Annotated in this window: 20 protein-coding genes; 9 read left to right on the top strand and 11 right to left on the bottom strand. The window is 57.3% G+C overall.

The features are described 5' to 3' along the window. Positions 1-99 precede the first annotated feature (99 nt). Positions 100-981 (bottom strand): LysR substrate-binding domain-containing protein, encoded by an 882-nt coding sequence (locus ASD03_RS20170; protein WP_057215635.1) that lies wholly within the window; start codon positions 979-981, stop codon positions 100-102. 64 nt (positions 982-1,045) lie between these two features. Between ASD03_RS20170 and ASD03_RS20165 the strand changes: the two genes are divergently transcribed. The 3 genes from ASD03_RS20165 (at position 1,046) to ASD03_RS40015 (ending at position 3,701) form a co-directional block, all read left to right on the top strand. Continuing rightward, a complete protein-coding gene (locus tag ASD03_RS20165; RefSeq protein WP_057215632.1) occupies positions 1,046-2,236 on the top strand; it encodes a four-carbon acid sugar kinase family protein in 1,191 nt (396 codons plus the stop codon). Beyond that, positions 2,223-3,263: a 4-hydroxythreonine-4-phosphate dehydrogenase PdxA gene (gene pdxA / locus ASD03_RS20160; protein ID WP_057215629.1), complete on the top strand. Its 1,041-nt coding sequence runs from the start codon at positions 2,223-2,225 to the stop codon at positions 3,261-3,263. The genes ASD03_RS20165 and pdxA overlap by 14 nt, the downstream gene beginning before the upstream one ends. Before the next feature lie 126 nt (positions 3,264-3,389). Further along, a complete protein-coding gene (locus ASD03_RS40015) occupies positions 3,390-3,701 on the top strand; it encodes a hypothetical protein (protein WP_200957337.1) in 312 nt (103 codons plus the stop codon). A 412-nt stretch (positions 3,702-4,113) separates the two neighbouring features. Here ASD03_RS40015 and ASD03_RS20150 read toward each other — a convergent pair whose 3' ends face one another. The 7 genes from ASD03_RS20150 to ASD03_RS20125 form a co-directional block, all read right to left on the bottom strand. Continuing rightward, positions 4,114-4,458 (bottom strand): hypothetical protein, encoded by a 345-nt coding sequence (locus ASD03_RS20150; protein ID WP_057215623.1) that lies wholly within the window; start codon positions 4,456-4,458, stop codon positions 4,114-4,116. Further along, on the bottom strand, positions 4,455-5,546 hold the full coding sequence (locus ASD03_RS20145; RefSeq protein WP_057215618.1) for an IS5 family transposase: 1,092 nt from the start codon (positions 5,544-5,546) through the stop codon (positions 4,455-4,457). The genes ASD03_RS20150 and ASD03_RS20145 overlap by 4 nt, the downstream gene beginning before the upstream one ends. Positions 5,547-5,632: 86 nt before the next feature. Further along, a complete protein-coding gene (locus tag ASD03_RS20140; protein ID WP_057215614.1) occupies positions 5,633-6,103 on the bottom strand; it encodes a hypothetical protein in 471 nt (156 codons plus the stop codon). After that, complete coding sequence (locus ASD03_RS20135; RefSeq protein WP_156408019.1) at positions 6,087-6,884, bottom strand: hypothetical protein; 798 nt, start codon at positions 6,882-6,884, stop codon at positions 6,087-6,089. Before ASD03_RS20135 ends, ASD03_RS20140 begins: the two co-directional genes overlap by 17 nt. 35 nt (positions 6,885-6,919) lie before the next feature. Continuing rightward, positions 6,920-8,191: a hypothetical protein gene (locus ASD03_RS20130; protein WP_057215606.1), complete on the bottom strand. Its 1,272-nt coding sequence runs from the start codon at positions 8,189-8,191 to the stop codon at positions 6,920-6,922. Between the two features lie 468 nt (positions 8,192-8,659). Continuing rightward, positions 8,660-8,800 carry a YHYH domain-containing protein gene (locus ASD03_RS37965; RefSeq protein WP_156408018.1) on the bottom strand — a complete coding sequence of 47 codons (141 nt, stop codon included), beginning with the start codon at positions 8,798-8,800 and terminating at the stop codon, positions 8,660-8,662. A gap of 441 nt (positions 8,801-9,241) precedes the next feature. Further along, the gene (locus tag ASD03_RS20125) at positions 9,242-9,445 is read right to left on the bottom strand and encodes a tautomerase family protein (RefSeq protein WP_057215603.1); all 204 of its coding nucleotides are present in this window, start codon (positions 9,443-9,445) and stop codon (positions 9,242-9,244) included. Positions 9,446-9,875: 430 nt separating this feature from the next. Here ASD03_RS20125 and ASD03_RS39150 point away from each other — a divergent pair, with 430 nt between their 5' ends. Continuing rightward, positions 9,876-10,844: a LysR family transcriptional regulator gene (locus ASD03_RS39150; RefSeq protein WP_162250524.1), complete on the top strand. Its 969-nt coding sequence runs from the start codon at positions 9,876-9,878 to the stop codon at positions 10,842-10,844. A gap of 63 nt (positions 10,845-10,907) precedes the next feature. Continuing rightward, positions 10,908-11,561, top strand: coding sequence for a GntR family transcriptional regulator (locus tag ASD03_RS20120; protein WP_057215600.1), 654 nt, complete (start codon positions 10,908-10,910; stop codon positions 11,559-11,561). 45 nt (positions 11,562-11,606) lie between these two features. Here the strand turns inward: ASD03_RS20120 and ASD03_RS20115 are convergent, their stop codons facing one another. After that, positions 11,607-12,770: an FAD-dependent oxidoreductase gene (locus ASD03_RS20115; RefSeq protein ID WP_057215597.1), complete on the bottom strand. Its 1,164-nt coding sequence runs from the start codon at positions 12,768-12,770 to the stop codon at positions 11,607-11,609. A gap of 117 nt (positions 12,771-12,887) precedes the next feature. After that, a complete protein-coding gene (locus ASD03_RS20110; RefSeq protein ID WP_348523275.1) occupies positions 12,888-14,330 on the bottom strand; it encodes an FAD-binding oxidoreductase in 1,443 nt (480 codons plus the stop codon). Positions 14,331-14,372: 42 nt separating this feature from the next. On the opposite strand from ASD03_RS20110, the gene ASD03_RS20105 reads away from it, so the two are divergent. The 3 genes from ASD03_RS20105 to ASD03_RS39145 all read left to right on the top strand — a co-directional run bounded on the left by ASD03_RS20105 (position 14,373) and on the right by ASD03_RS39145 (position 17,880). Further along, on the top strand, positions 14,373-15,815 hold the full coding sequence (locus ASD03_RS20105) for an NAD-dependent succinate-semialdehyde dehydrogenase (protein ID WP_156408016.1): 1,443 nt from the start codon (positions 14,373-14,375) through the stop codon (positions 15,813-15,815). 61 nt (positions 15,816-15,876) lie between these two features. Next, positions 15,877-17,502: a choline dehydrogenase gene (locus ASD03_RS20100; RefSeq protein WP_057215591.1), complete on the top strand. Its 1,626-nt coding sequence runs from the start codon at positions 15,877-15,879 to the stop codon at positions 17,500-17,502. 195 nt (positions 17,503-17,697) lie between these two features. After that, a complete protein-coding gene (locus ASD03_RS39145; protein WP_156408015.1) occupies positions 17,698-17,880 on the top strand; it encodes a hypothetical protein in 183 nt (60 codons plus the stop codon). A gap of 99 nt (positions 17,881-17,979) precedes the next feature. Here the strand turns inward: ASD03_RS39145 and ASD03_RS20095 are convergent, their stop codons facing one another. Then, positions 17,980-18,417 carry an Lrp/AsnC family transcriptional regulator gene (locus ASD03_RS20095; RefSeq protein ID WP_057215588.1) on the bottom strand — a complete coding sequence of 146 codons (438 nt, stop codon included), beginning with the start codon at positions 18,415-18,417 and terminating at the stop codon, positions 17,980-17,982. Positions 18,418-18,549: 132 nt separating this feature from the next. On the opposite strand from ASD03_RS20095, the gene ASD03_RS20090 reads away from it, so the two are divergent. Beyond that, entirely contained in the window at positions 18,550-19,464 is a 915-nt protein-coding gene (locus ASD03_RS20090) for a DMT family transporter (RefSeq protein WP_057215585.1), read from the top strand. The last annotated feature ends 221 nt before the right edge of the window (positions 19,465-19,685 follow it).

Genomic DNA, 19,685 nt, shown 5'->3' with positions numbered 1-19,685 from the left:
GCTCTTCCTTCGATTTTTAAACCAGCCTGGGTTCCGAAGATCATCCGTCCATCAGACGAAGCCTTGCGCAGGTCTGTTCGGAGGGCTCAGCATCGAGGCCTATAATCCGTTTAGTGGAATCTCCGACTGCGCGGTCAGCCAGTCCAGGAAGGCTCTGAGATCGTTGGAAATAGACATCGCTTTCGGATAGATCAGGCCGTAGTCCGTCCCGTCGGGGTCGAAGTCGAGTGGGGCTTCCAGCCGGCTGTTCGCGACGTCGTCCGCTGCGATCACTTGTGGTGCAAGCCCAACGCCAAGGCCGCCCAGAGCGGCTTCCGCCATCAGGAAATGGTGGTCGAGAAGTCGCGTGGTTCGTGGTCGCGGTGCATCCGGGTGTGCGTCCAGCCACGCCTGCCAGGCGTTCGTCCGCGTCCGTGATCCGAGCGCCACATAGTCCCCGCACTCGAACCGCTCCCGCAGGGACGGCAACATCACCGGGCCGACGCGCTCTGGCATCAGCTTAATGATGGTCCATTCCGGGTCCACCGGGAAGTCGAGACGCCGGATCGCGAGCGTCACGCGATCCCGCGCGAAATCCAGCGCCCCGCCGCCGGTCGACAGATGCACCTCAAGCTCCGGATACTTGTCCTGAAACCCCGACAGACGCGGGATCAGCCAGCGCATCGCAAGCGAGCGTTCGCACGACAGGATGATCGGGGCCGGCGTCGATGCCGTCCTGATTTCAGTGAGGACATCGGTGATGACGCCGAACGCCTTGCCGGTCGCGTCCGCCAGCTTCTCGCCGTCCGACGTCAGGCGCACGCCGCGCCCGTCCGCTTCGAGCAGGCGCAGGTCGAGATCGACGGCGAGCTTGGTGACACGGCGGCTTACCGCGCCGTGCGTTAGCGCGAGTTCGCCAGCCGCCGCGCGCACCGAACCGAGACGGGCCACCGTCTCGAAGGCGCGCAGATCATCGAGAGAAGGTATGTCAGATCGCTTCATTGGTGATTTCTTATCACCATTTCTCGTCAGATTAAATGGATAATCCATTTTCACTGTTCTGATAATGTCACCCAACATGAAGCAGAACACATCCATCCACGTTGGAATCGTGGCCGACGATCTGACAAGCTCCACCGATGGAGCGGCGCCCTTTTTGGCGAAAGGCCATGCCCCGCTGATCGTCCGCGATGCCAACGGCCTGCGGAAAATGGCCGTCGTTTCGATCGACACGAACAGCCGTGCCTCGCCCATCGCGGAGGCGGCACAAGCGACAACCGCAGCTGTTTCAGCGCTCGTGGATGCCGCCTTTCTGTTCAAGACGGTCGACTCGACTCTGCGCGGCTATATCCGCGAGGAAATCGCCGCCGCCTTCCGGGCGAGCGGCCGAAGTCGACTTGTCGTCGCCCCGGCCTTTCCCGAGGCCGGGCGGCTGACCATCGGGGGCATCCAGTCGGTCAACGGTATTCCCGTCAGCGACAGCGACTACGGCCGTGACCCGGTCCATCCAGCGCGCACGTCACGGATTGCCGAGTTGATTGACTCGTCATTGGGCCGGCCAGTCATTCTCCCCCACGACCCTCCTGACTCAGCAGCGCGGCAAACTGCGAGCGCGCCCATCGTGATCCTCGATGCCGACTGCCAGCAGACACTGAACCGGCAATTGGCTCGCATTCCTGATCCCGAAAACGTCCTTTGGGTCGGCTCGCCCGGGCTTGCTATCGCGCTCGCAACGCTGGTCGGCGCTGGATCAGCCAGACGGCTAGAGTCGGTCGTAACGGGAAAGCGCGTACTGATCGTCGCCGGAAGCGCCAATCCCGTCTCCCACGCCCAATGTGACGCTTTGCGGGCGCAAGGCGTTCCCGTCGTCACCGATATGACCAACGCTCCCGGTGATGCCTCCATTCTTTGCCTTCGCACACCGCTGCAACGGCAGAAGGATGCCGGACTCGTGTTGGCGGACCTGGCCGCACAGGCGGCGGCCGCGCTTGCGCGCCATGACTATGACGTTTTGATCGCCACCGGCGGCGAGACCATGGCAGGGATCCTCGACCGACTTGGCATCACCAGTTTCGTTCTCATCCGCGAACTGGAGCCCGGCTTTCCGGTCGGTCGCGGCGAGCAGGTGGGTGGAACGCCGATCATTATCGGTATGAAGGCGGGCGGTTTCGGCTCGCCCTCGACACTTCTTGATGCCGCCCGCGACCTGCTAGCCAAACCGTTTTCACGAAAGGCTCTGCTTGATGACTGCCAATGACGCGCCTCTCGCCGTGACCATGGGCGATCCCTCCGGCATCGGTCCCGAGATCGTCGCCAAAATGTGTCTGCGCCGCCCAGACAAACGGCGCTGGATCGTCATCGGCGATCCGCTGGTGATGGAGCATGCCGTTTCCGCCCTCGGTGCGGACATGTGGGTTCGCCGGGTTTCCTCCACCGACGACGCCGTGTTTGCCGATGGCACCCTCAATGTGCTGGCCTCCTCGCGACTTTCGGATCTTCCGCCCGTCGGCCAGGTCTCGGCGGTCAGCGGACAGGCGGCGTTCGACGCCATCGTCACGGCGATCCGACTAGCGCGGGACGTCGGCGTGGGCGGCATTGTCACCGCGCCGATCCACAAGGAGGCGCTCGCTGCCGCCGGGCTGCATTATCCCGGCCATACGGAAATCCTCGCCGACCATGGCGGCGCTGCCAGGGTCGCCATGATGCTGGCGAACGAGGACATCCGAACGGTCCTTGTCACCATCCACTGCTCGCTGGCCGAAGCGATCCGCAGGGGAGACTTCGCCGCGCAGATGGACGCGATCCGACTAGCCCATGATGGCGCGCGTTCACTCGGTATTGCCCATCCGCGCGTTGCTGTCGCGGGCCTAAACCCGCATGCTGGCGAGGGCGGTCTCTTCGGCGACGAGGAAGTCCGAATCATTCGTCCCGCAATCGAAGCGGCCCGCGCCGAGGGTATCGACGTGTCCGGGCCGTGGCCAGGCGACACGGTGTTTATGCAGGCGCGCAAGGGCCGCTTCGACATCGTGGTCGCGCAATATCACGACCAGGGGCTCATCCCCGTCAAATACATGGGACTGGACAAGGGTGTGAACGTCACACTCGGCCTGCCGTTCGTGAGAACCAGCCCGGATCATGGCACCGCCTTTGACATCGCGGGGCGCGGCATTGCCGACCCCTCCAGCCTTGAGAGCGCCTTCGATTATGCCGAACGGCTGAAGGCCGCTCTACCGAACCTGAAAGTCAACACCTATGAAAGACTTCGATTTCATCTTTCATGTTGACCCCGCAACGATCGCACCGTGCCGGATGCGGCAGCGCATAGCGCATGCGGAATCTGCGCTCCGTGCCGGCATCCGCCATATCGGCTTCAAGGATGTCGGTTTGCCGTTCGACGTACGGGATTGGCCTTGCCGGTCAAGGCGGCGATCGACCTCGGCGTCGATTATCTGCTCGGCGGTACCCACGCAGAAGATGTCCTGCCGCTGCTGGAAGGAACGCCTATCCGATATTATTCGTTTCCGGGCCGCATCGTCGGCCACCCGAGCATTCTCGAAGGATCGCAGGCCGAGATCGTGGAAATCGCAGTCACGGTAGCCTGTAATCAGGGCGTCGCCGGTCTCGACCTTCACGCTTACCGATCAGCAGCGATGTACCATCGGAGCCGTTTGTCGGGCCGTGGCAAAGCCTTCGGGCCGACCGGGCCGTATGGGAGGGAGTAGGCCTGCAAGGAAGCATGATCGAGCCAAAGCCTCTAGCTAGGAGGCCCTGGGAGCCAGAACGTGTCAAGCGCCGGCGAAATCGGACACAACCCAAGCGAGGAATCATGGTCGAATTCGTTTTTCGTTGGTAATCCTGGAACGAATAATCCGCACGGCCTTCGTTTCCTTCAACGCAGCCACTTCACGCTGCAATGACGACCCATTGCTGGGCCGCGAAGCGGTCCAGCAGGCTTACGGCCGGGGAACTACTATCTTTACAATACGCGAGCAACGGTTTGACCAGTGAAGAGATAGCTAACAGGCAAACTTCAGAGTTGTAACCGTCGGGGTCGCAGAGGCGATCCGGCCGGGATTGATCCGATAAGTGGGACGAACCGAGGCACGTATCCAACTAACCGCTGCCTTGCCATGTCTAGCAGGCCGTTGAAGAAGTCTCCCGTTTGGCATTGAGTATGGCCTCGTCGCCGTTGTGATAAGCGAAAGTGATCTCGATCGAGCCGCTGTCGAGCAATTCGGCATGACCGTCACCTGAGACCTCGTCCATTTCGTCGCATCCGGCCCATGTGAAGGAGACCATGGACGTGCTGTAGGCGAGATCGAGGCCTGCTTGCATCGCACCGAAGGCGATTTCGCCATGACCGTTGGCCCCGATGGTGATTGTGGCGGGCTCGATCAGGTCGAGATAGTCCCGATCCCACAGATCGGCCTCAACGATCCGCCAGCGGCCAATCAGGTGGCAATTCGACGCCGCGCTCATGACAGCACCGCCATCAGTTTCGGTAGCCGTACCAGATTGTAAGCGGCGGCCGCGAAGGTGAAAGCCCATCCGACGCGGTCGCGGCCACGGAACTTGGTCTTGTCCTGTCCGGCGACGGTCTTGATCCAGCCGAACGCCTCCTCGATGCGCTTGCGGATGCGCAAGCTGACCCGATAGCCGGAATGGCGCGTCGTGCGCTCGTCGATGGCCGAGCGGCGACCATTGAGGTTCTGCGCCACATGGGGCGTCACCTTCATCGACCGCAAATCTTTGACGAAGTCCTTTGTGTCATAGGCCTTGTCGGCACCCAGCGTGATCGCTCGTGGCCGGCCGGAGAAGGGTTCGATCATGTGCAGCGCCGCGACCCGTTCGGCATAGCCGCTGGCCTCTGTCAGATAGGCATCGACCAGCAGGCCATGGCGGTTCTCCATCAGCCCATGCCCCATGAAGCACAGCTTGGCCTCCTTGCCTTTGCCCTTCTTATAAAGTCTTGCGTCTGGGTCAGTCGTTGAAGCATGCGTCTCGTTGGAACGCCTTTCGCCATGAAAGTCTGCTTCCACATTCCGGCCGCCGGCATCCGACGGTGGCTCGCCCGAGCCGTCCTTCGGCTTGAAGCTCTTGATCGACGCCCAGGCTTCGATCAGCGTGCCATCGACAGAGAAGTGGTCAGTTGACAGCAGCCGCTTCACCTTGGGCTGCGCCAGGATCACACCGAGGAACTTCGCAGCAATGTCGCCCTCCAGCAGCCGGTCGCGGTTCTTCGAAAACACCGAATGGTCCCAAGCTGGATCGTCAATGCCAATGCCAACGAACCAGCGGAACAGAAGGTCGTATTCCAGCCGCTCCATCAAAAGCCGCTCAGAGCGGATCGAATAGAAGGCCTGCAGAAGCATGGCGCGCAGAAGCTTCTCAGGCGCGATCGATGGCCGCCCGATCGGCGAATAGAGCGCGGCAAACTCCCGTTCCAGCAAAACCAGCGCCTCGTTCACGATCTGCCGGATTGCCCGCAGCGGATGATCACGACGAACACGATCCTCCAGATCAACATAGCTGAAGAGTTCACCCGTCCTCACATCGCCGCCGCGCATCCATCAACTCCGAAACTCACGAAGCCAATGAATCATGGCTAAAGCCTTCAGGCCAGCTCCTTTTTCAACAGCCTGCTAGACCGCGTTCACCGGTCGATAGTAGCCACCAAGGCGTCCAATCCGGTGTCTATCGCTCCGAGCGTTTTGTTCATATCCTCGATCAGTCGCTTCATCGCGAGAAGCCGCTGGGGCTCGGGCCGCATCTTGCCGCCCGATAGCTCGCCCAATTCATCGACAGCTTGTTTCAGCCCGTTGGCCAGTTCTGCTATGAAAAACGCGGTGTTCTCGAGCGTGAGGACCGAATCATGAAGGACTTGGCTTTCACTATCTTCATGATACGACGAGCCAAACAGGCGTAGCGCAACAAAGGGGACCAGGACCTTCGCCTTCGCCTCATCCAGTTCGGCCAATCCTACCAACAAGGAGCTCGAAACCGCTTCGATGACCTGAACCTTACTGAGTATATCGCCGGCGACCTTCAGATGTGGAATTTTGACGCCATCACTCTCGGGGCTATCGTCCGGCGAAGTTCTTCTTTGTTCAGTCTTCGAATTCATATTCTGCGCCTCCGATCAAACTCTTCTCGGTAATCCGGGGCAGGACGAATGACTTTGACGACGAAGCCATTGATTTGAGGGACTTTTTGGCCAACCCTTTAGCACTTACCGCAACGTGGTCAGGATCGAACCACCCGTGGCCGCCCAGGATGACGACGGGTGGGAGATGGTTGTTGTGCTCGCGCTCATCTCTCTCTTCGGCACGGCGGGCTTCGTCGTTCCCGCTTAATTTTCGTGCTTGGACGCAGCCCTCGGTGGTCAACTTAAAATCTGCGGTCCGACCAAGTCTGAGCCGCTCGACAAGTCCGCTGGCTAACATGAGCTTTAGGACTCTGCTCAGGTTCGCGTCCTTGATTTTAAGTTGTGTGGAAATCGCTACGCGCCCGAGAGTTTGGTCACGTTCTTCCAGCAACATGACCAAGATTTCTTGTACGTGACTTCTTTTTACGATATCGACGGGCCTCATTATTTGAGACGCCGAGATGGATTCGTAAACAAGTTCGTACAGCAACTTCAGGCGTTCGGCCTCAAGCGCGTGACGGTCCTCCAAGTATGAAGATGTCCGTTGAAGCAACTTATACCACTGCTTCAACTCAGCATCCCGGCGACGCTCATTCAGCGCATTCCAAACCCACTCTCTCATGACCGAACAGATCTTTTGAGCTGTGCGCTTGCTATCATCCTTCAATGCCTCGGCTATGAGCGCGTGGGCGTCCTGAACCGAAACATCAGTCAGGGCGATTAGATCGAGAGTGCGTTCGTCCACTTTGTGATCTTTCATTTCATTACATTTTATCGTCATATGCCCTGAAATCTTTACAGTCCACTAAATGCCCTCCAGATTTCCCCACTTTTCAATGAAATAAGAGGCTCACCTTGAATAGCATTGGGCGGCAACACGAAAGCGACAACATCATTCTGCGCCTTAAACATCTGCTGAACGACAAATGCGCGAGCACCGTTTCCGTTCCGCAACATTTCTGCTGCGGTTCTGTGAGCGGCCGCCACGCGATCATCTCCCATCGAAGGAACCAAGACGCAGTCTACGTTTAGTCCGAGGTAAGGAGGCAGCGTGGACTGGCCGCAAAAGTCTTTACAAATCCCAAAAGCAACGACGTGGTTATCAGTCACAAGAACAGGAATGTTACCACCGCTCTCGATATCTTCGTCACCTACCTCTTCGTGGTAGAACCGAACGACCTTTTCGTGCCTTACTTTCTCTGAGCCGAATCCGTTATAAATCCGCGCAACGTTCCGCCGCGCACCCCCGATGTCCTCGTGCCAACTGCCCGCGACGACGATATCGGGATAGGACGCCGGGGAAGCCTTCAAAATGTTTGCCTTAAGGGTTGACACGATGTGGTCGCGCAATGTCCCCGGGACGGTCAGCTCGGGCCACACAATGTTGAAGCATCCGTCACGGCCACTTGCATCGAGCTGATGCTCGACATTGCCTCTTGCGTCGTCGTGATAGGCTTCTTCCGCAAAAAACGTACCATCCGAACTACTGCCGAGCTTGAGCGAAAATCCGCTGAAGAAAGCTGCTCCAAAGCCGACCGGCGGCCTAGCGTCGTGGTCGGCCATCGTTTCCATGAATGTGGGGAGGACTCGAAGACCGGACCAGGTGCGTGGCAAGATCCGATGTCGTAGGACACCCCTCCTTCCGTAGCCATCTTTAAGCTTTGGCTTGCGCCAGGGTGGTAGCGTCTTGCGAGGGATTACATAGAAGTCGTCGACTATCCACTCATCCGGGTTTCCCGCGAAGCGAGCGCTCTTAGCTTCCACCAATAGGATCTCGTCCAATGCGCGGGTTAGTGCGACGAGTCGGGTAGCGATGGCGCGATCAGTTTCCCCAAAATCAACAGCCGGTAGGCTACCCGCGGTAAGGGCGGCTATCCACAATTCCTTGCTCTTGGCGATCGTTGGTTCTGCGACCGAGTCGAACGCCGTAAGAATGCCGAGGGGTGCCTTGGAGACCAAGCCGTTCCATTCAATTAGCTTTCGCGCCACCCCGAGATAATCCACAGTAGACGGTACGTCTTGCCTGAGAAACCCGGCTATCGCCAACTTCCATTTATTTGGATCCATTCAAACCTACTTCAGCAATAGTTCTATCGGCAAGCAAGCCCGAACGTAGCAGGTAACCGGGGATGGAGTTAAAGCATGTATCCTGGGGCTCCGGAGGACAAGGGAAATGTTTAACGGATATGATCGATGTAGCCTCGACACGGCTCTGTGGCCGTTGGTTTGACATGCGGTCCGCCGACGGCCCAATGTGGTCGTGCGGTCAATCATCCATCTCTGACGTGCTGTATCGTCCGGCGGGCAGCCGTAGACCTCCACGACCACGATCCAGTCCGCCGAACGTTAATTGCATCTACATCACGGCAATCCCAGTGTTGTAGTCGTGGCTTTCGATGTCCTGACCGGCGCGCACTAGGCTTTTAGAGCCAATCTCGACTTCTCATCTAGTTTCACTGTCAATGCCGTTCAAAGCTGCCGCGTGCCCCGCCGAAATTGACCCTGCTTTAGGCGTTGCAGAGTCAACGGCCGGGATCAGTGACAATGGTATCCCCCACGCTTGCGATCATGGTGACAACCGTTCTCATCCAGGCCGCCCCCGTGTGCGTAGGCCTGTGTAATGCCGCTGACGATCGCCGCTAAGAATGAAATCGTGAGGATAATGTTCGTCTTCAAGATGTGCTCCTGTGTTAGGGAATACTTTTTTACGCATTCACTCGCGCGTTGTCGAGTTAATGAGCCGTCGACTATAAGTTTAGTGCGCAGGCGTATGATGGTCGCGACGATGGTGTCGTCGTTAGCGGACGCTTACCACTCTTTCTAACCGGCGTCGAGCGCTACGGTGGTGAAGCTGGGGTGTGCGTCAGTGCGTTGCGAGAACGGCGCGTATGCCGGACTAAATGAAAGTTAGGCACTGGCCTTAACCCCAAGGTGCAAGTTTTAACGGTCGGCGGGATGCAAGGCCGCGCATTCGGCAACCTAACAACGGTCGCCTTCGCAGTGAAAGCATACGGGTGGTTGAGGTAGGAACCGGAGGCAGTCCCATTCAAGACTGCCATTTGATCCAGACAGTAATGTTTCAGAATTGTCTCCGATGGCAGTGGCGACGCTCCGCACTTACTTACTCGGAGCTCGCAGCTTTTCGGAAAGCAGTTGGCCGCCAATAGCCCAATTTTCGGCAGAAACGTCCTGAAAGACGATGCTGACGGACTCCGGCGTGCAGTTGCAGAATTCTACCATCGCGTCCGTGATGGCGGCAGCCGCTTTCCTTTTTTGTTCTTGGGTTCTTCCGTCCGAAAGGTCAACTCTAATCCAAGGCATCTGTATCTATCTTCCTGTGCTCACTTCGGTTGCGTGGAGCCAATCTCGAGCCTGTCTCAAGTTTGGCCTCGTCAGAGGCTTTTCACGGCGCGGGATTGATCGGGACACTTCCCCAAGTTCGATCCGAGATGGCGCCAATCCGACTGAGGCGGGCGAACAATACGCCGCTTCGTTTACCCTCGGACCGCCGCGTGACACGCGCTCTGTGGATTGGATCCTGACGACGGTTTATTATATAAGATATATTGCGTTTATATGCAGTTTAAGTGTCGTGCAAGTTTTCGATTTTCTTGTTCTCGCCGTTGGAGGCAATGATGACGCAGTTCATTATCCATGCATACGGGGGCAGCCCGCACGCGCGCCCACGTTTCACCTATGCGATGACCGCGGGCCTCGCCGAAACCGTATTTGGCTTTCTTGGGGTATAGTCGTGAGCGCACCCAAGTATCCTACTGTTCTGCCGGTCGAAAACCTTCGAACGTTTGTGTCCGTCGTTGACGAGCACAGCTTCGTAGCTGGCGCGTGCGTTGTTGGACGCTCTCCCACTGCCGTTTCGGTGCAGATAAAGAAGCTGGAGAGTCTGCTCAGGACGACTTTGATCGACCGAACAAGCCGATCTCTCACTTTAACGACGGCCGGCCGGAGGCTTCTTGTTTACGCCCGTCAGCTTTTAGATCTATCCAACGAGACCGTAGCTGTGATGCGCGAACCGCATTTTTGCCGTTCGATCAAAGTCGGAATTCCATGGGATGTTGATGAGTATCGAACATCACGGATAGTCCGGAGGGTCGCTTCTCGTCACCCCGGCATCGCAATAGAGGTTGTGAGCGACTCTGTTTTGAACCTTCTCGGTCGCTTTGATCGCGGTGAACTCGAAATTTCCGTAGTCGTATCTTCCGGGAACGGAAATGGTCGCGGGACCGTAATAGGAGTTGATCGTCCGGTTTGGGCGGGAGGGCTTTTTGGCCGCGCTTTCGAGCGTGACCCCCTACCCATTGCGGTTCCACCCGACAGCGTGGGTTGGCATGTAGATGCACTCGCTGAACTTGAGAGGGTTGGTAGAAGATTTCGAATAGCCTATGCGAGCGCTTCGCCGAATGTACGGCGGGCCGCCGTCATTGCTGACGTCGCTGTTGCGCCAATGTTTCGTTCGTTTATGGCCGACGAGATGGTAGTACTCGATGAGCAACACAGGTTTCCTCAACTTCAGGAGCTAGAAATTCGCCTGGTGGCCCTTGATGACTTAGACGAAGTCGGTGCTGTGGTTGTAGGGGCATTGCGACAAGAGTTCGACGGGACGTTTACCCCAAAACAATCGTCCGGCGCGCGGCAGACGGCATTGAGTGTCACCGCCCAATCAGACCTTCCACGACCATGCTGGGCAGCCAAAGGGAATTGACCTAGTTGACATGTTTATACAGAACGCTGTCATTTAATACAGTTAGATGCCAGGAGATGGAAGATGGCCCTTGAGGCACGCGAAGCGCGCAAGTCTGCGCCCGAACTCGTCCGTGACGGCTTAAGGGAAGCAATACTTGCAGGAAAATATCAGGAGGGGCAACAACTACGCCAAGATGAGCTAGCGGAGCAATTCGGAACCTCGCGGATACCCGTCCGGGAGGCGCTACGGCAGCTGGAGAGCGAGGGGCTCATAGAGCTGCAAGCGAACAAGGGCGCAGTAGTTAGAGGCTTATCGATTGATGACGTGCTTGAAATGCTCGATATCAGAATCGCGCTCGAATGTCGCGCTCTGAAGCTGGCTATCCCAAATATGGCAGTCGAAGATTTCGAGCTCGCCGAAGAGATACTGAAGGCCTATGACGCAGCCCCCGATCCAGCGACATGGGGGGAGATGAACTGGCGGTTCCACTGGTCGATTTACTCGCCTTGCAATCGCCCACGACTGCTCAGCATGATCGAATCCAATTACGGTCATGTGAACCGTTTCACGAGGCAACAAGTTTCGCTGTCTACAGGCAAAGCAAGGCCGCAGCAGGATCATGCCGATTTGCTCAGGTTATGCAAAGAAGGTGAAGTTGCCGAAGCCCTAGCTTTGTTGGAAAAGCACATCGACGGTACCCAAAGGTCGCTCCGTGCTGCCACCCGTCATCGCTAATGCGAAATCCAAGGCGGCGCCGAAGACAGCGCCGCCTTGTCAAGCTTAGATGATACCCCGCTCGGGAAGTGGTCTCCCATCCAGGATCCTCCGCCAGCCAAAACGCGTCAAATCAATGGTTTCGTATCGTCCTTTGAGCAACAGTTCGGTGATCGCAAGACCGCATCCCGGTGCATGCATGAGTCCATGTCCAGAGAAGCCTGCCAGCATGTGGAAGTTTTCGAGCCCGTCGGCTCCGGGGCCGATAATCACGTTCCCATCGAAATCGTTTTGGTCATAAAGACCCGCTAGCGTATTCTTGCATTTCGTCTTTTCGAACTGTGGAAAGCGGTGGGCAAGAGCGGGCCAGACCACATTCTCAAAGTAGTCGTAATCCACATTGAAGTTATACCCCCGCGGCTCTTCCAGTGTCGGAACGCCACCGGAATAGCCCTTACCTTCAGGTCTGAACGCGAGCCGTTCCGGGTCCTTCAGGTAAGGGAGCGGTTCGATTGCATCCTCTGATTCAAAATAATGTTCGTAGCGGCGGAGGGGCTCGATCGGGATTTTGAAATGGAGCATGGCGCAGATGTCCTTCGCCCATGCTCCCGCGGCGTTAACGAAGGCGTCAGCCTCGATTGTCAACCCGGATTTGAGCCTCACCGCCGTCACGGAGGTTCGTGTACGATCCAGGCCGACAACGTCGTCGGCGATAAAGCATGCGCCAAGTGATCGGGCCTTCTTCCGAAAGCCCATGAGTACGCTGTGCGGGTCCAGCCAGCCATCATCGGGAGAATGAACCGCTGCCCCTAAATCGGAGACGTTCATCGATGGAAACTTGTGCTTAATTTCGTCGGGTGACAGCCAGACAACGTTGCAGCCCATACTCAACTCGGTTTCATAGTTCTGTTTGAGCATGTCGAGGCTAGATGGCGGTACGATGAAGAGATAGCCGTTCTTTTTGAGACCGATGTCCGCAGGCGCCCCGTCGACAGCCATCGTCTCAGCAAAATTATCGAAGAACGGAATGCTGTAGTTCGAAAGAGAGATATTCTCGGGAACTGAAAACAGCCTGCGAACCCCGCCGGATGCTCGTGGCGTCGAAGCCAGACTATAGGTTGGATCGCGCTCAACCACTGTCACTTCTAAAGCCGGATCGGCGCTCTTTAGGTAGTAAGCAACAGCTGAGCCGATAGCTCCTCCGCCGATGACAACGATATCTCTCTTCATCTTAGCTCCCAAGTGGCTCTGGGTTCAGAAGGCACGTCAACCAGCCTGGCTCGTTCGCTGAACCCGTGTAAATCAATCCTGTTCAAACAGCTTTATGCGCAGGCGCCAGCGAAGCTGTTAGAGATGGCCGCGGCTTTGTTGGGACTGCAATTCCGCCATTAGGGCCGGGTCCTGATAGCGAGAGGGAGCGAGCATCTGGGCATATGACGCAACGGGTTTACCCGCGATCCAGTCCGCGCAAAGAGAACCGGTGATGCACGCAGCCATTGTGCCGAATCCCGAGAGAGCCCCCGCCACGAAAACTCCTGGAGTCTGCATCGGTCCAATGAGTGGCCAGTTTTCCGGAGTTGCCGTGTAGTAACCGCCGTAATGATGAGCGCCGCGCGGCAACTTGCCGACATATTTCGCCAGGCCTGGCTGCAGGCGGCTGGCTGCACGTAACACGATGTCAGGAAACTGGCCGTCAATAGGCTCGGGGCCATGGGGATCGGTGGGCTTCTTATTGAAAGCCCAGCCGAGTTTGATCCATTTGCCGTTCTCGCCTCCATCCGGGCGGCAGTGGATGCCGCCTTGCATGAATTCCGTCAGTCCCGCAGTTATTGGATCTCCCGTGAGTATTTCCCTTTCTTCCTCCGTCCAAGGAAGCTTTTGCCCATCGAGATCGATGGTGAATGGCAGATCGCGCGGTACAACCCGCTCCCGATCTTCAAACGCGATCTTCTGCTGATAGATGCAGGAGGCGTTAAGCGTTTCGCATGTCATTGCGGCGACATCCCGTAGGAAGGGACCGGCGGCGTTCACAACCTTGTCAGCGGTGATGATCTTTGATCCACCTTCTGTTGCCACAACAAGCGACAATGGGGCGACTTTGCTAATTTCCCTGAGTTCGCCGCGGATCAGTTGCCCTCGGTTTTCTCTGACATATTCGAGCATGAACTGGCCAAGTTGCTGGCCGCTTATAGAGCCGGCGCGGCGGACGTGGACGACCGTGGAAACGTCGGGCGCATAGGTCGGGAAAGCATTTTGGATCAGAGACGTGTGTCGCAGCACGTCAACACCCTCAGGGGCATCCTCCCACTTCGCCGACAGCGGAGGCCTGTAACTCGAATGTGCGCCTGCACCTTCGTGAATTCTGATCGATTCGCCTGCTTTGGCTCCATAGCCTCGATATAGGTCACGGATCAGCTCAGTCGGGTTCGTGTCTCGCGTGATCAAGGTATAACCGCGACGCAACATAGCGATTCGATTGCCAGTGGCGGAGGCGATTTCCTCCATCAGATTGATGCTGTCGTTTGTGAAATCTGTCATTACCGGGTGGGGCCACCAATTTCGGTAGTTCTCTCCCGATTGCGCAGACGTCAAGCTCATGGGGTCCCGCGGATCGATGAGAACGATCCTGCTGCAGCCGTATCTTTTGCTAAGGTAGTACGCGACTGAGAGGCCGACCACACCTGCGCCGATGATAGCTACTTCGAAAGAGTCGTTTCCTGCACTCATTGCCCGGCTTTCCAGCTCGTAATTTATCCAATCTGTGAGAATTGCATACAGTGCGAAGATCATTTATACAATGGCCAATGACTAGGATGCGACGAAAAGGGCGGGATGGATATGTACGCTGAGAAACTGGAAATGCTCATCGACGGTGAGTGGGTGCAGGGTGGCGCGGGTGTCACGGGTGCGCTCTTTAACCCGGCCAATGGAGACGAAATTGCGCGAGTGCCCCATGCCAACGTCGAAGACCTCGATCGAGCTCTTCAATCCGCGGATAAGGCATTCAAGTCGTGGAAGACGACCGCCGCAGTACACCGATGGGAGGTTCTAAGCAAAGCCGCCGACCTTCTCGAGGCGCGAATAGGCGAGATAGCAACGACACTCACTCTGGAGAACGGAAAATCTCTGGCAGAGGCCTGTGGCGAAGTTCAGTTCTGTGCCGAGGCTACGCGCTGGTACGCAGAAGAAGGAAAGCGCGCTTATGGTCGAATTATTCCAGCACGATCAGGTGATGTGCGACAGCTGGTGCTTAGGGAGCCGGTGGGGCCTGCCCTTGGCTTTGCGGCCTGGAACTTTCCCGCTGGCAATGTCACCCTGAAAATTGCGGCGGCCCTCGCGGCGGGATGTAGTATTATTGTTAAACCGAGCGATGAAACTCCCGGGACCGCCGTCGCAGTTGCTCGTTGTTTTCAGGAGGCGGGTGTTCCCCCCGGCACGCTGAATGTGGTTTTCGGACCACCAGCTCCGATTTCGGAACATTTGATCGGCTCTTCCATCCCTCGAAAAGTTTCTCTGACGGGATCGACACCTGTCGGCAAACTTCTACAGCGCCTAGCATCGGACTCGCTTAAGCGCTGCACAATGGAGCTCGGAGGGCACGCGCCCGTGATCGTCTTCAACGATGCCAATCTCGAGAATGCACTAGACGCTCTTGTCACCGCCAAATACCGTAACGCCGGTCAGGTTTGCACCTCGCCCACGAGGTTTTACATTCACGAAAGCATATACGAAAAATTCATCGCCGGTTTCGTCACGCGCAGCCAACAGATCATTGTCGGAAATGGTCTTGATGCCGGCACTGCCATGGGCCCGCTTATTACTAGCCGCCGTCTCGACCTCATGGACGAGTATGTTGCGGATGCGGTCTCGAAAGGTGCTAAGGTAGCCCTTGGCGGCGAACGTCTTGATCGCAAGGGTAACTTCTTCGCTGCTACGGTCCTGCGGGACGTGGCAGACCAGGCGCGCGTTATGACCGAGGAGCCTTTCGGCCCCTTGGCTCAGATCACGAGTTTCCGGCAGTTCGATGAGGTGGTCGAACGCGCGAATTCGCTACCGTTCGGCTTGGCGGCCTATGTCTTTACGACAAACCTCGCCACAGCTTCCAACATGGGAGAGGCACTTGAGGCAGGCGTGGTCGGCATTAATCACACGTCGGTGCATGAAGCGGAGACGCCGTTCGGCGGAGTGAACCAGTCGGGCTATGGAGCCGAAAGCGGTGCCGAAGGACTGGAGGCCTATTTGCGCACTAAGATGATTACGGAAAAGCGGGTATAGCGCCCAATCCTGGTTTGACGCCCACCGTGCCGCACTGAAGTGGCAAGCAAAGAGAGCGAACGTGAGATATGATTACGTCATCGTGGGAGCTGGATCGGCGGGATGCATCCTGGCAGATCGTTTAAGTGAAAACCCGCTTACGACCGTGCTTTTGGTGGAAGCTGGCGGCTCTGACAGGGGCGTGATGTTGTCGATGCCCGCAGCGCTTCCGTTCGTATATCAAAATACAAAAATAGGATGGGGCTACCGCTCCGGGCCCGAGCCAAACCTGAACGGCCGCACGATTGACGAAAAACGCGGGAAGATCATCGGGGGATCCTCATCAATCAACGCCATGATTTACAATCGCGGCAACCCGATGGACTTCGATGATTGGGCCGAAGCAGGGCTGTCGGATTGGAGTTATGCGCATTGCCTTCCTTACTTTCGGAAACTAGAAACGTTTGCGGATGGTGCTGACGACTGGCGCGGAGGCGACGGACCAATGCATATCAGCCGCTGTCAAGCCAATCACAAGCTGTACGATGCCTTTCTACGTGGCGGTGAACAGGCGGGTTTCGCCATCACCCCCGATCATAACGGCTATCGCCAAGAGGGCTTGCACGTCGCGCAGTCTTTCATCCATCAGGGGCGCAGGTGGTCTACTGCCAAGGGTTATCTCCAACCGGCCTTGCGCCGTCCAAATCTGCGCGTGATGTCGAAGGCAAGGGTCAATCGCATTGTCATAGAAGACGGTGCAGCGGTAGGCATCGAGATTGCCGAACAAGGTGACACCCGGCTTATCCATTCCGAGCGGGAAGTCATCCTCTGTGCCGGCGCGTTCAATTCACCACAGTTGCTTATGCTCTCTGGTGTGGGTGATCCAGATAATCTGAGTCGGCACGGTATTGCGCTCAAGGCGGAGGCTCGCGAAGTCGGACGGAATCTTGAAAACCACCCGGGCGTGAACCTTCAATATGCCACCAGCTACGAAGACTCACTTGTTTCGGAACTGAGCTTGTACGGGCGCGCAAAGCTTGGTGCTCAGTGGCTGCTGACAAAAAAAGGTCTCGGAGCGAGTAATTTCTTCGAGACAGGAGCCTTTCTCCGGACAAGAGATGACGTCCGGTTTCCGAATATGCAGTTCGAGTTTCTCCCCCTGACGCGATATGTCAAAGACGGGAAATTAGTTGCCATTCCCGGGTTCCAGTTTTGGATGGATCTCTCCCGACCGGAAAGTCGCGGCTGCGTGACACTACGCTCCGCAAAGCCGTCGGATGCGCCATCGATCGTCTTCAATCACCTCGCTTCTAAACGGGACCTGAAGGATCTCATCGACGGGATCCGACTGGCCCGGACACTCGTGAGTCAATCGGGGTGGGACAAGTATCGCGGGAAAGAATTAGCGCCGGGACTCGAGGCTCAAAGCGACGCCGATCTTGAGCGTTTTATAAAGGCTAATCTCGGATCATCCTATCACCCTTCAGGGACCTGCCGAATGGGCGTCGACAACGAGGCTGTTGTTGACAGCGATGCTCGGGTCAAAGCGGTGAAGCGCATTCGGGTCGTGGATGCTTCCATCATGCCGCGGATCGTCACCGGCAATTTAAGCGCAGCGATAATGATGATGGCCGAGAAAATCGCGGATCGGATACTTGAAAAACCAGCGTTGGCTCCGTCTAAAGCGGCATATTTCCGCACCCCATGACCACTCCGAAGCATCCCCACCGCATCCAGGTGTGGCTTTCGTTGGTGGAAGGTGAGCCTGGCTTTTGTCGGAACTGGTTGAGGGCTGAGAGTGAAGCGGCATCCCACTTGACCGAACCCCAACCTTCTGCCGGGTACTCCGTTAGAGCGGCGTGATATCTTCTCCGTTGTACGTCTGCGTGCGAAGGGGGAGCTTATGCAAAAGTTTTTTACGACCTCTGATATGGAGGTCATTCGACGCCGCCATGAACGATGGTGTGCTGAAAATAAGATCGATCCGAACAGCACTACTGGAGTTGAAAAAACATTTGAAATGCTTCAAGCCTATCAAGCGGAGCATGATCACATGCCACCGACGTGGCGAGGCGTGGTGTCCTAGCGGGGACCTTGATGAAGCGTTCCGCGTTATGACGGCTAGGCCAGTTCGGGTGAAAGCGTGAAACGGTTTTCCGGAACTGCGTAATTTCGAAACGTTGGATCAGACAAGCGGCGGCAAGCGCCGCTTGACCGACGTCGACTTGACGATCGACGTGTTGGTCTGCGCTTTTTCGGCGATGCTATCGAGCAGCGTGTCCAGTTCCCCCATGTCGCGCACGAACAGCTTGGCGATGAAGCAATCTTCGCCGGTGACCTTGTCGCATTCGACGATCTGCGGCGTCTCCTGGATCAATTTCTCGACGATATGCAGCATGCCCGGCAGTGGCCGCACACGGATGATCGCCTGCAGGGGATAACCAAGCTTCACCGGATTGAGGGCGATGGTGAAACCGTCGAGGACGCCGCGTTCCTCCAGTTTGCGCACACGCTCGGCGGTACTTGGCGACGATAGACCCACCTCCTGCGCCAGTTCCTTCAGTGACACGCGGGCATTCACTGCAAGGATATCCAGAATTCGGCGATCGAGTTCGTCGAGCATCGGCAACCTCATAAGCAAAAGATTGAAATTATCTTGGATGATTAGGCATAATAGCTGAAACGCCTGCGATCTTCCATATCTACCGCCTTGTAAGCCAATTATTCTTGCGACTTCAATCTAGGAGAGGATTACATGAGCGCAGAAATTAAAAGAGGCAGTGCCGAGATGACGGCGGCCATGCTGATATCGGGCACGATCGGTTGGTTCGTGCTGATGTCGGGCCAGCCGGTGACGAGCGTGGTTTTCTGGCGATGCGCTTTCGGTGCGGTGACGCTGGTCGCGATCGCGGCCATGCTCGGCCTGCTCGACCGGCGCCATTTTACCCGTCGGGTCGTGCTGCTGTCGATTGCCGGCGGCATCGCCATCGTCGTCAACTGGCTGTTGCTGTTTGCGGCCTATTCGCATGCGTCGATCTCGATCGCGACCATGGTCTACAACACCCAGCCATTCATGCTGCTCGGGCTCGGCGCCCTGTTTCTCGGCGAAAAGATCACCGCGACCAAGGTCTTCTGGCTCTCCATCTCCTTTGCCGGCATGCTGGCGATCATCTCGGCCAAGCCCGGCGGCGGCTTTGCACCGGAAGACTATCTGATCGGCATCGCGCTTGCGATCGGTGCCGCCTTCTTCTACGCGATCGCGGCGCTGCTCACCAAGTTGCTCAAGGGAACGCCGCCGCATCTGATCGCGCTAATCCAGGTGGTGACCGGCACGCTGATGCTGGCGCCGATGGCTCTTGCCGCTCCTGCGCCTTCTAGCGGCGTACAATGGTCGATGCTGATCGCCCTAGGCGTCATGCATACCGGCATCATGTATGTGCTGCTCTACGGCGCGATCCAGCGGTTGCCGACGCACATGACCGGCGCCCTGTCCTTCATCTACCCGATCGCTGCCATCGTCGTGGATCGGGTGGCCTTCGGCCATGCGCTACAGCCCATCCAGATCTTCGGCTCGATCGCCATTCTGCTTGCCGCAGCGGGCATGAATCTCGGCTGGAAACTTCGCCTACCTTCGCCTGCTAAGCGGAGCGGCGACGGGGAAGCCGCATGATCAACCAGCTATTCCTTCGCCTTTAGCGAAACGACGCGCTGCCGAGACGGCAGGGCATCTTCTTGCGGCCGGTGTCGAATAGGAGAGACTGTGCCGCGTGGTGCCGCAAAGGCCCGCGCGGCAGCAAGTTACGCGTTCGGAGCTATAGCGGCACGCTCATTTAGCGGCGCGCTTTGTCGGCCCTGCGGAGGCAAAGCCGAAAAGTGCCGTTTCCGTGGCCC

The organism is Ensifer sp. Root127 (genome assembly GCF_001425225.1).
Taxonomy (GTDB): Bacteria; Pseudomonadota; Alphaproteobacteria; order Rhizobiales; family Rhizobiaceae; genus Ensifer; species Ensifer canadensis.
This window is presented reverse-complemented; position numbering and strand designations above follow the sequence as displayed.

Coding starts and splice junctions, on each gene's coding strand:
- pdxA (WP_057215629.1), top strand. CDS start 2,223: ATGACTGCCAATGACGCGCCTCTCGCCGTGACCATGGGCGATCCCTCC.
- ASD03_RS20095 (WP_057215588.1), bottom strand. CDS start 18,417: ATGCTCGACGAACTCGATCGCCGAATTCTGGATATCCTTGCAGTGAAT.
- ASD03_RS20115 (WP_057215597.1), bottom strand. CDS start 12,770: ATGAAGAGAGATATCGTTGTCATCGGCGGAGGAGCTATCGGCTCAGCT.
- ASD03_RS20165 (WP_057215632.1), top strand. CDS start 1,046: ATGTCACCCAACATGAAGCAGAACACATCCATCCACGTTGGAATCGTG.
- ASD03_RS20140 (WP_057215614.1), bottom strand. CDS start 6,103: ATGAATTCGAAGACTGAACAAAGAAGAACTTCGCCGGACGATAGCCCC.
- ASD03_RS20135 (WP_156408019.1), bottom strand. CDS start 6,884: ATGAAAGATCACAAAGTGGACGAACGCACTCTCGATCTAATCGCCCTG.
- ASD03_RS20130 (WP_057215606.1), bottom strand. CDS start 8,191: ATGGATCCAAATAAATGGAAGTTGGCGATAGCCGGGTTTCTCAGGCAA.
- ASD03_RS39145 (WP_156408015.1), top strand. CDS start 17,698: ATGCAAAAGTTTTTTACGACCTCTGATATGGAGGTCATTCGACGCCGC.
- ASD03_RS20110 (WP_348523275.1), bottom strand. CDS start 14,330: ATGATCTTCGCACTGTATGCAATTCTCACAGATTGGATAAATTACGAG.
- ASD03_RS20125 (WP_057215603.1), bottom strand. CDS start 9,445: ATGCCTTGGATTAGAGTTGACCTTTCGGACGGAAGAACCCAAGAACAA.
- ASD03_RS20145 (WP_057215618.1), bottom strand. CDS start 5,546: ATGCGCGGCGGCGATGTGAGGACGGGTGAACTCTTCAGCTATGTTGAT.
- ASD03_RS20170 (WP_057215635.1), bottom strand. CDS start 981: ATGAAGCGATCTGACATACCTTCTCTCGATGATCTGCGCGCCTTCGAG.
- ASD03_RS20150 (WP_057215623.1), bottom strand. CDS start 4,458: ATGAGCGCGGCGTCGAATTGCCACCTGATTGGCCGCTGGCGGATCGTT.
- ASD03_RS20090 (WP_057215585.1), top strand. CDS start 18,550: ATGAGCGCAGAAATTAAAAGAGGCAGTGCCGAGATGACGGCGGCCATG.
- ASD03_RS20105 (WP_156408016.1), top strand. CDS start 14,373: ATGGATATGTACGCTGAGAAACTGGAAATGCTCATCGACGGTGAGTGG.
- ASD03_RS20120 (WP_057215600.1), top strand. CDS start 10,908: ATGGCCCTTGAGGCACGCGAAGCGCGCAAGTCTGCGCCCGAACTCGTC.